Genomic DNA, 11076 nt, shown 5'->3' with positions numbered 1-11076 from the left:
TACCATTGTTGTTAAGGGAGAACTTATCCACGATGACAAAGGCAGCCGGCAACATAAAATCAGGTAGCTTGCCCTTAACATGGGATTTTAACCGTATTTCTAGCTCGGTATCTGCTTGCTGGATCATTGCACCATTAGTCGTGACGTAAGCGACCAATCGTCTATCACCAGGCGCATCCTCTCTAATCATAACAAGTGCCTCAGCGACATCAGGGTGTGCAGACAGGCAAGCTTCAATTTCACCTAACTCAATGCGAAAGCCTCTTAGTTTTACTTGATTGTCGGCACGGGATACAAAGACAAAATTACCATCAGGTAACTTTCGAACGAGATCCCCAGAGCGATAAAGACGCGCACTTGGCTCATCATTATATGGGTGTTGGATAAACTTTTGCTGGTCAATGTTGACAGAATTGAGGTAGCCCTTAGCGAGCCCTGCACCACCAATGCATAACTCACCAATTGCGCCATCTGGCAAGATTTGCAAGTCGGAAGATAAAACCCATAACTCAACACCATTTATCGGCTTTCCAATAGGTAAAATATCGATGGGATCGAAATCACTACTCACTGTATGGCAAGTGGTGAATGTGGTATTTTCTGTTGGGCCGTAACAATGAATAACCTGTATTCCTGGCAAGGCTTTAACCATCTTTTGAATTGCATATGGTGAAGTCACTTCACCGCCAACAAGCACCTGTAAACCGATCCAGTCCGGCTCTGCGGGATCAGATGATACATCTAATACATTAGCCCATTGCTCAAATAGTGCAGTGGTAATAAACAGAGTATTGACCTTACGTTGTAAGATAAGCTTATTTAGTATTTGGATATCGATATAATCTGACGGGTAGAGGCTTAATTGCCCGCCATTTAACAGCGCCCCCCATACCTCAAATGTTGTCGCATCAAAGCTGATAGAGGAAATTTGTAGCATCTTGGTATGTTCATTGAGTGCAACGTAACCGGCGTCAAGCACTAGGCGCAATACCCCTAACTGGTTAACCATTACGCCCTTAGGCTGCCCCGTCGAACCAGAGGTATAGTTAATATAAGCCAAACTCTGCGTGTTAATGTCAGTGATGTTTAGATCAGTAACAGGTTTAGCAAGTAATGCCATCAACACCTGGATATCATCGACACAAATACATATCTGTTGGTTGCTGCCCAGTGGAAGCTTACTTGCAATCGCCTGTTGAGAAAGCACAACCTTTACCCCTGAGTCTTTTAACATATAGGTTAAGCGTGTTTCAGGATAGTTGGGGTCAAATGGTACATATGCACCACCTACCTTCAAAATCGCTAATATTGAAACAATGAGATCAGGGCAACGGGTAAAACTGACGCCAACCAACTCCCCTGGAACAACTCCCTGCTGAATGAGGTAGTGTGCAAGCTGATTAGCTTTAGCATTTAATTCAGCATAGCTTATAGTGCCCTGTTCAGAGATGACGGCAGGCGCATCCGGAGACTTACGGGCAAATGATTCAAATGTCCCGCTTATACTTAAGCTTGGATCAATTACCGTTTGACGATCTACGCTTGCTTCTTGCTGCATATGTTGCCGCTGCGAAACTGAAACAAGTGGTAGTGACAATACTGGGCTCTTTGGCGACGCCGTGATATGGCTTAGCAATACCTCAAAAGCACTGGCCAAAGCACTTATAGTCGAACTTGAAAACAACTTAGGGTTGTACTCCCAGTCACAATTTAACCGCCCGTCCTTATCTTCAATATTCAAGGTGATATCAAATTTGGCTATGCGCATGTTTTCAGCAAGCGGTGTAAATGTTAAGCCATCAAAATCAAAGTCAGGTATTTGGTTGTTTTGCAAAGAAAACATGACCTGAAAAAGAGGGGTGTAACTCTCGCTTCGCGCTGGATTCAGCGTTTCAACAAGGCTATCAAAAGGCACATCCTGGTTGGCATAAGCATCTAATGTATTTGCCTTAACTTGCTGAATATATTCTATAAAACTTGGGTTTCCTGTTAACCTTGTACGTAATGCAAGGGTATTGACAAAAAAGCCGATGAGGGGAAAAGCTCAGCTTGGGTGCGATTGGCAATGGGAGTCCCGATCACAATATCTTTTTCGTTACTCCAACGGTTTAGTAACAGTGCAAAGGCGCCTTGCAATAACATAAACAAGGTACATTGCTGAGACTGGCATAAGTCCTTTATCGCAGTTGTTAGCTCGCCATCCAGAGTATATTGGTACAAGGCGCCATCTTGGGATGGCCGAGAAGGTCGAGGGTAGTCTAACGGCAAGCTATGCACTTCGGGCGCATCGGCCAAGGTGTCCTTCCAGTATGCTTGCTGCTTCTCTAATGCTTCATCTTTAATGGCGTTACGTTGCCAATTGGCAAAGTCTACATATTGAAATGCAAGTTCAGGTAGAGGATTTATCTGATTATTGTTGTACGCACGGTAAAGCGAATTTAGCTCTTGCAGCATGACACTGACAGACCAACCATCTGTGGCAATATGATGAATTGTGAACAATAGTAAACTTTCGTTTTCAGATTGTTTTATGAGCAAGATCCGCAACATTAGGTCTTCTGTGAGATTAAATGGCTTAGTTGCCTCGTCCAGAAGCTCCCCATTAATCTCACTCTTAGAGGACGCCATCTCTTTAATGTTCAACGCAAAATTAAATGACTCCTTTACGACTTGTAAAGGCTCCCCATCACGCTCAATAAAAACGGTTCTTAGGCTTTCATGACGCTCGATAACCGTTTTAAAAGCACGAGTTAATGCTTCAACATTTAAAGGGCCAACCAGCTTAAAGCCGCCTTGAACGTGATAACTCGCATTAGAGCCTTTTAGCTTGTTAATGAACCATAACCTTTGTTGCGCAAATGAAAGTGGAACACCGCTGGCCTTCTCTTCTTTGGTGACACGTATCATCTGATTTTGCATCGTACTCGATTTAACGTGTTCCAATAATTGGGCTTTATGTTCTGTAATGGCATTTGCCACGTCTTGGGTAATGCACCCCTTTGCTGCATGTACCTTTAGCTGATCATCGGCTACTTCAAGTGCCACTTTTTTATCATTTAAAAAATTAACTAATGCTTGAAAATTCATACTACAAAATATCCGTTTTAAAAACTGTGATTAAATTAAGGTAATTAAGTGTGGTCATATTGCCAGACCTTCAGCGATCAATTGATAGTGCTTTAGTAAATCTTCAGCAGTTTCGGTAACAGTTAATAGCGTTAGCTCATCCAGCTCAAGCTCCTCAATAAGCTGGGTTAGCTTTTCACTCACTTGCGACTGGTTGCCAACAATCAAGGTGTCATTCATTTTCGACTCAATTTCAGGATCTTTTGATACCTCAATCAACTTTTCACTTTCTGCCATGGATGGGAATGGGATATTATGACCGCCTCTCTCGGCAAGCATACTCCAGGCGACAGAACTTAGACTCATGCGTTTCGCCTTGTCCTCTGTATCGGCGCAATATGCTGCAACGGCCAAGTTAACAGCTGGAGCCTTTAAAAATGCGGAAGGTTTAAAGTTTTCCCTGTAAGCCTGAATCGATTGTTTCGCCAATTTCGGGTTTGCAAAGGACGCATAAGCATAACTAATCCCCCTTTCTGCCGCATACAGTGCCGAACCAGGACCTGCACCTAGTACCCAACATTCAAGCTGAGGCGCTCCTTCAGGAGATGCGTAAACGGTTTTTTCATCGTTAAGGTAAGCATAAACTTCATCCTGCTTTGCATTAATAATGGAAGGACTAAACTCATGATCACCCAATGCTTGGAGTGCGCCATGTACCGCACCGGGAGATCGGCCAACCCCCAAGTCAAAGCGCCCCTCACAAAGGGTTGATAACATTTTAGCCGTTTCTGCAACTTTTAAAGGGGCATAATGGCCAACAAGGATGCCTGCTGTTCCAACCCGAATTGTAGAAGTCTCAGCGCCAATTTTAGCGGCCATAAGTTCAGGGCAAGCACTGGCAAACCCTTTCTGATTATGGTGCTCTGCTACCCAATATCGGTGAAAGCCCATTTCCTCCACTTGTTTTGCCAAGGCAATTGAACGGTTGATCGATGTAACAGCAGTTTGCCCCGTAAAAATAGGAGATTGGTCGAGTGCGTTTAGTTTTATTTTTTTCATTACGCCTCCTTTTGAATAAATGGTTCAAGTGTCTTTGGGTTTACAGGAGGGTTAGACAGTGTTTCTTGTATATGGCCTTGATCAAATTTAATGATTCGATCAGCGGCGTCGAAAAATAAGTCATCATGACTAATGGCAATGACGGTTTTTCCTTGTTGCTTTAATTCAGGTAGCAACTCTCGATAAAAGAACTCCCTATAATAGCTATCCTGATCGGCGGCCCACTCGTCAAACAGGTAAATATCAGGGTCTAATATCAAGGCTTGAATTAACGCAAGTCGCTTTCGTTGGCCAGAAGAGAGCTTGGTCGTTGAAATGCGTCCCTCTTTGTATGTCACTTTTGTATCTAGTGACAGGCGCTTTAAGTAGTTGTCAACGACACTTTTTTCCGCTGGATTGCCATACTGGTCAACAAACCAGTCAAACAAAAAGAAGTCAGAAAAAATCGCGGCAACACGTAACTGTTTTTGAGCGGTATCACTAACAGTGCTAGTTATAAGCTCAAGTTTACCGTGTTGTGGCTGATAGAGCTGGGTAACAAGCTTGGCAAAGGTCGACTTGCCACTACCATTACCACCAATCACAAATAATACTTCTCCTTGTTCTACACTTAAGTTTAAGGGGCCAACAACAAATTGGGAGTCGTCCAGGTTTTCGGTGTCATAGTGAAAGGTACATTCCTTCATAGCCAGCTTAGACCATTTTTGCTGTATTGCTTCGCATGTTTCAGAATTCAATTGGGGAGCATTATCTGACGACAAGTCAATACCAAGAGACAATATCTTCTTATAGGCCACGGCACCCCTAACGCACTCTTCAACAGAACTGATCATCATGCCTAACGGTCCAATAAGGTAGATGGTTACAAATACGTAAGCCACCATTATATCCAGCGGTAAATGATTAAAAATAGCTGATGAGAATACAACGGCCCCTAACGCAATAAAGATAATTACGTTTGTCCAGTTGTTGCTTATATTAAAGAGTGTCTGCCCTTTAATTTCGAGAGCACGAATATGATTAATGGTCGGGTTAATTTCGTTATCAAGAAAGTATTGCTTTCCTGAAGGGTTTAAATTGAGCTCTTTTGCACCCTCAGTCAGGCCACGATAGCTTTTATACAAGCCATCTTCTTGATCTCGTATTTGATTAAAAAAAGCTGTCGCACGGGACATGATTAAGTTTGTGATTAATAAGCCCAAGACTATCACGCTGAATAAAATCAAAAATGACTGCCAAGATAAATGAGCCAGATACCCAAAGCACAAAATAACCAAGATGCTATTGAAACATAATGCAGGAAAAATCAGCATCGCAGTGGACAATCGGTTGACGTCCGTAGACAATGTTGCCTGAAGCTTATGTGGACCTAATTTTTCCAACTCACTATACCGCATAGCTAAAAGGTGTGAAGAAAGTGTTTTTCGTAAACTTCTCACTGTATTTGTGCTAAAGATGGTGACACTTTGTTGGGCAATGAACCCGCCCACCATTACTGCTATGGCACCTAAGGCATAGAACGAAAGGCGTTGAAGGTAATCAACGCCTTCACCTGCAAGTTTTACCTCACTTTGTATTGCTGAAATAAGCCATAATGAACTTACGGCACTGGTTATGCTGCCAATTATAAATAAAGGCAATAGTTTCCAGTATCGCTTTAACCCTTTTATTATCATGTTGTTACCCTTGAATTTTGGAGCTTCACCGCATTGGATATGTCCAGTTAGCGGTGAAAGCGCCAATATATTTAATTTAAAAAACGAGAGATTCCATTGCTTCTGTAGTGTTACGGAAATTAACGTCTATATACTGCGCCAACTCTTTTATCGTTTGATGTTCAAAGACCTGGTTAAGAGCAAGGCTGATATTGAGTTCCTGGTTAATGACACTTACAAGCCTAGTGGCGCTGAGTGAATCACCTCCTAAATCAAAGAAGTTACACTCCACACCAATTGACTGATTCTTAATTTCATTAATCCAGATAGACAGTAACTTTTCTTCTGTTTCAGTTGAAGGTGAGGCTAATTCTGTTGCTGGTATCGCACTCAATGCTGAAGCAATTGAGTATTCTTTTAGCGCATTACGATCAACTTTGCCGTTTACAGTAAGGGGGATGTCTTCAATACCTATAACCAAAGAAGGGACTAAGTAATGGGGTAAGCGTGCTTTTAGAAACTTCTTCATAATGCCGTTGGTTTCAGCTATTTTTGAAGGCAAGCCACCAGAAACAAAGGCTATTAACTTTTTGCCCTGCTCGTCGCAATGCAAGATGGCAGCGGCATGGTTAACATCCGGGTGACATTCAAGTGCACGTTCTAATTCGCCTGGTTCAATCCTAAAGCCTCGCAGCTTTATTTGATTATCAACCCGGCCAAGCATGTTGAGCGTACCGGACTGGTTCCAGAAAACCTGATCGCCTGTTTTATATAGCTTGCGCTTATTCCCGCCTGGCCGAAGTTGACACTCAATAAACTTGTCATCTGTTTGAGCTTGGTTCTCATAATAGCCATTTGCCAACCCATCACCCGCCAAATACAACTCACCAGGCGCACCAACAGGTAATAACCGCTGCTCCTTATCCAATACGTAGGCATAAGTATTGTCCAGCGGTGATCCAAGTGAAATGGCATACCGGCTATCAACCGCCTCCGGAACATGGAAAAACGTGCTAAAAACCGTATTTTCTGATGGCCCGTAACCATTAAATAGCTTAATGGTGGGGTCTTTTTGGTAAAGTCGGCTTGCTGAAACCGGGTTTAACACATCCCCGCCAACAGTCAGGTAGCTTAACCCTGTTTTACCGTAAGGTAACTGCTCAACCCATCTTTCAAACAATGCGGCGGTTAGAAATGCGGTGTTTATATTATTTGCTTTTATTACCTGGCTAAGCTTGTTCAAGTCAATGTGCTGTTCAGGGTAGATAACGAGCTCTCCCCACTTAACAGAGGAAGCCAGATCTCCTCAGTTGCGGCATCAAATGCTAATGCAGATAAATGCAGCATCACCATATCATTCTTTGGTAGCTGACGGACAGACTGGTTCTTCAGTAGCCTGAGCAGCCCCTTTTGGGTAATCTCAACGCCTTTAGGCACACCTGTAGAGCCCGATGTAAAGATGATATTCAATAAGCTCGAAGTACTGTCTTTACTGGCATATTCACCTGACAGTAGGCCTGCTTTTGCAATCGCATTCCTTAACTCGCTACTGTTTGCGCTATCAATTGTTAAATCATCAGCAAAGCTAGCCTCGTAGAGCATATAGTTAGCGTCACTGGTTTGTAACATTTGCTTAATACGAGGTACTGGATACCTAACGTCAATGGGTACATAACAGGCCCCCGTTTTAAGAATGCCTAATATTGAAATAATCATATCCAAAGAGCGTGACGTAACTACAGCAACCCTATTGCCTGGCAGCACGCCTTGCTGGGTTAAATAGTTTGCAAGTTGATTACTTTTATCTTCAAGCTGCCTGTAAGTCAGCTGAGTTTTAGCAAAGCGAACTGCCAACTTGTCAGGCGCTTCAGCCGCGTGCTGCTTAAACACTTCACAAACTGAATAACTTCCAAGGTCTAGTGATGGCTTACTGTTAAATGCCAAGAGCTTGGTTTCATCTTCCTGACCGCAAGCGTATAAAGCGGTTTCTGGCGCCGAAGTCATTACACGTACTGTGGTTTCATAATACTGCAGCAGAAGTTCTATTTGCTCATCCGAAAACGCATTCTGATCCCATGTCATGCCAATTTGCAGTCGCTTGTCATCTGCTCGGTTGAAGTTAACTGAGAGTTTAAATTCGTTTGCCGTATGTGCTTTAACACCTTCAACCTTGTTTAAGTGTTGGCTGGAATCATGGGCAACCGTTGTAAAATCCAAAAATTAAAAGAATAATTAAATAACGCTGTTTGGTTTGTGGCTTCCAGGATACCGCTCAATGGGAAGTGCCTTTGCTGCCAAATTTTTTGCTCCCCTTGGCTCACCGCAATGATAAGCTGCTGCCAACTTTCCTGCTCCACTTTTAACCTAAAGGGCAAAACGCTTACAAATAAGCCTAGGCTTTGACTACTATTCTCTAGTTCAGGCCGTCCATGAAGACTCAGGCCTGTAATCAAGTCCTCTTCCCCTGTAAAGGTTTTCAGTACATGCATGTGGGCAGCGAGCGCCACTGACTTTAAGGACACTTTTAGTTGTTTTGCCAACTGCTCTAACGCATTTGTCAATGCCTCATCAAATGAATGGGTAATGCTGGTACGTTTATTTTTACTTACTTGGTCAGGTGCAGGCAAAGATGCAAACTCAGCGTCTTGCAAATAGTCACGCCAGAATTGGGTGTTAGCGCTGTTAGCAATTGCCTCTTGCTCTGCTGCGATAAAGTTAACATATTGGGGTGTATCAGCTAATTGTGCTTCACGCTGTTCCAGTTCGGCCTGATAAAGCTCAGAAAGCTCCTTAAATAAGATCTCCACGCTCCAGCCATCCAGCAATGCATGATGCTCCACCCAGGTCATTTCAGACTTTTGGCTAGACAAATTGTGTACATGCACGCTAAATAAAGGAAGCAATTCTACATTAAGTCGCTTGGTAAGTGCTTGGGTATAGGCTAGGTCTAAAAGCTCCTGTTGCTCTTTTGTATCAAACATACTCAAGTCGGTGTAACTCAGCGGTAATTCAATTTTCTGGTGCACAAGTTGCAATGGGATACTGAAGCCCTGCATATGAAAGCTGGTACGCAAAATGTCATGTCGTGATACCAAACGAGCAAGTGCAGTTTTAAACGCGGCAATATCAATTGAAATATCTAAACTGATCCGGGAGACGTTATGGTACAAGCCTTTCGTTTCAACGCTGCCTGAACTAACTTGGCTGTCATAATGGAAAATCATCCCTTCCTGGAGTTTAGAAATTGGGTAGGCATTGATAACATCCGGAGGTAGCTTTGTTTTATCGCTGTCGGGGCAGAGTGAAAAAAGATCCATTATTTTCGAAGAAGCTTGCGGCACTTGCTTTTGAATACAAGCGGCTAAGGATTCCAGCACAGGGTAAGCGAATAAGTCTGCTACATTGATCCCCAGTCCTGATTCACGCACTTTACTCACTACGGCTAACGACTTGATCGAGTCACCACCTAAGTCAAAAAAGTGGTCGTGAATACCAACCTGCTCAATATCAAGTACGCTTTGCCAAGCATCTGCGATCACTTTTTCAGCTTTGGAAGATGGTGCCTCGTATGCCTTTTGAGCAACTTGAATCTGCTCAGGTTTTGGTAAAGCACTTCGTTCAACTTTACCATTTTGGTTTAAAGGCAGTGCTTCCAAATATTGAAATGTGACCGGGATCATGTACTGAGGCAATGTTTTATTCAGGTGCTGAACAATCTCATCAATGTCATGCTGCTTATCACTCGTCTTGTTAGATGGCACTAAATATGCGGCAAGGTTTTTATCCCCGTCCGCGTTTTCAAATGGGTTAACCACTGCCGCTGAAATACCGCGCAATTGGGTAAGCGCTGACTCAATTTCCCCTAACTCAATTCGAAACCCCTAATTTTAACCTGTTGGTCTACCCGTCCTACATAATGGTACTCACTACCTGGCATGCGTTTTACCAGGTCACCTGTGCGATACAGCCTTAAGCCCGGCTGAGTGGGGTGCTCAACAAACCGCTCTGCTGTTAACTCGTTTCTGTGCAGGTAGCCTCGTGTCACCCCTGCGCCAGAAATATATAACTCACCAGCAACCAGGTCAGGCACTGCTTGTAAAGACTGGTTAAATACAAAGCCCTTAAGGTCATTTAACAGTTTGCCAATCGGGCTTGAGCGCTTATTACAATCATCAGGTGTAACGCGATAATAACTTGCATGAACCGTTGTTTCTGTGATGCCATACATGTTAATTATTTCAGGTGCTTTCAGTGCAGGGTTATCCGCAAAGCAATCAAACATTGGCGTTAGCTTGCTCGGTTCTAACGCTTCTCCACCAAAAATAATATAACGCAGTCTATTAGCCGCTATACCCTTGATAAAATAAGGCATCAGGTTATAAAAAGCTGTGGGGGTTTGATTTAATACCGTCACCTTATTTTGTATCAGTAAGTCTTGTATTTGCTCTGGTGAACGACATGCCTCTTGAGTGGCAATGACGAGCGTCCCCCCATATAACAGCGCACCAAAAATTTCCCACACCGAGAAATCAAAAGCGTATGAATGAAACAAAACCCACACATCTTGCTCACTAAACTGGTAATAGGCATTACAGGCATTAAATAAACGCACTACATTATTGTGCTCAACCATTACCCCTTTTGGCTGGCCGGTAGAACCGGATGTGTAAATAATATAAGCAAGGGAGGTTCCGGTATTGCGACTCTCGGAAGGGGAACACTTATGTTTTGCTCTGGTAGCGAAGCTAACTGCTCTTTGACCTGAGGCCGGTTCAGGCTAACAAGCTCATACTCTTTGTTATCATCGGCCAAAATGTCAGATACGCCTTCTTGCGTTAAAATTAGCTTTAATTGGCTATCTCGAGCAATATATAACAGACGACTTTTGGGGTTGTTAGGATCGAGTGGAACATAGGCAGCGCCAGCTTTTAGGATCGCTAAAATGGCGACTATCAGCTCGATGGAACGGTCACACATTAAGCCAATTAAGCTCTCTGGCGGTAGCGCCTGTTGCTTTATAAAATGTGCAAGCTGGTTGGCCCGTCTATTTAGCTCGTCAAAACTGACTTGTTCGTCACCCAAAACTAAAGCTGTCTTTTCTGGGTACGTCTCAGCAGCTTTCTCAAATAATTCGGTAATTGTTGACGCTTGCGAGAATAACGCTTGCGCATCCAACTCATCTTGTTGATTTTCCTTTTGACGCTTAATCTTGCTCAATAACGCCTGGCGCTGCGCAGGCGACAATTGATTTAACTTGTTTAGCATGTCTTTTTTGTTATTTTCCATATTCATACTT

General features: G+C 43.2%; 8 protein-coding genes and 1 pseudogene. All 9 read right to left on the bottom strand.

Annotated elements, in window-relative coordinates; translation table 11 throughout:
* Window positions 1-10 precede the first annotated feature (10 nt).
* Window positions 11-1972 (bottom strand): annotated as a pseudogene (locus tag P4S71_RS10790) (non-ribosomal peptide synthetase); the annotation flags it as partial.
* A 17-nt stretch (window positions 1973-1989) separates the two neighbouring features.
* Window positions 1990-3087, bottom strand: coding sequence for a condensation domain-containing protein (locus P4S71_RS10785; RefSeq protein WP_337150645.1), 1098 nt, complete (start codon window positions 3085-3087; stop codon window positions 1990-1992).
* Window positions 3088-3141: 54 nt separating this feature from the next.
* A complete protein-coding gene (locus P4S71_RS10780; RefSeq protein ID WP_337150644.1) occupies window positions 3142-4125 on the bottom strand; it encodes an MsnO8 family LLM class oxidoreductase in 984 nt (327 codons plus the stop codon).
* The gene (locus tag P4S71_RS10775) at window positions 4125-5801 is read right to left on the bottom strand and encodes a cyclic peptide export ABC transporter (protein WP_337150643.1); all 1677 of its coding nucleotides are present in this window, start codon (window positions 5799-5801) and stop codon (window positions 4125-4127) included. Before P4S71_RS10775 ends, P4S71_RS10780 begins: the two co-directional genes overlap by 1 nt.
* A gap of 76 nt (window positions 5802-5877) precedes the next feature.
* Complete coding sequence (locus P4S71_RS10770) at window positions 5878-7023, bottom strand: non-ribosomal peptide synthetase (RefSeq protein ID WP_337150642.1); 1146 nt, start codon at window positions 7021-7023, stop codon at window positions 5878-5880.
* On the bottom strand, window positions 7020-7997 hold the full coding sequence (locus P4S71_RS10765; RefSeq protein ID WP_337150641.1) for an AMP-binding protein: 978 nt from the start codon (window positions 7995-7997) through the stop codon (window positions 7020-7022). The genes P4S71_RS10770 and P4S71_RS10765 overlap by 4 nt, the downstream gene beginning before the upstream one ends.
* A complete protein-coding gene (locus tag P4S71_RS10760; RefSeq protein ID WP_337151616.1) occupies window positions 7955-9637 on the bottom strand; it encodes a condensation domain-containing protein in 1683 nt (560 codons plus the stop codon). The genes P4S71_RS10765 and P4S71_RS10760 overlap by 43 nt, the downstream gene beginning before the upstream one ends.
* Before the next feature lie 5 nt (window positions 9638-9642).
* The gene (locus P4S71_RS23115) at window positions 9643-10452 is read right to left on the bottom strand and encodes an AMP-binding protein (RefSeq protein WP_442961714.1); all 810 of its coding nucleotides are present in this window, start codon (window positions 10450-10452) and stop codon (window positions 9643-9645) included.
* The gene (locus P4S71_RS23110) at window positions 10413-11066 is read right to left on the bottom strand and encodes an AMP-binding protein (RefSeq protein WP_442961670.1); all 654 of its coding nucleotides are present in this window, start codon (window positions 11064-11066) and stop codon (window positions 10413-10415) included. The genes P4S71_RS23115 and P4S71_RS23110 overlap by 40 nt, the downstream gene beginning before the upstream one ends.
* Window positions 11067-11076 lie beyond the last annotated feature (10 nt).

The sequence above is a fragment of the Pseudoalteromonas sp. B62 genome (assembly GCF_037162565.1).
In the GTDB taxonomy this organism is placed as follows: Bacteria; Pseudomonadota; Gammaproteobacteria; order Enterobacterales; family Alteromonadaceae; genus Pseudoalteromonas; species Pseudoalteromonas fuliginea.
The sequence above is the reverse complement of the archived record's forward strand: the minus strand, read 5'-3'. Positions and strand labels throughout refer to the sequence as shown.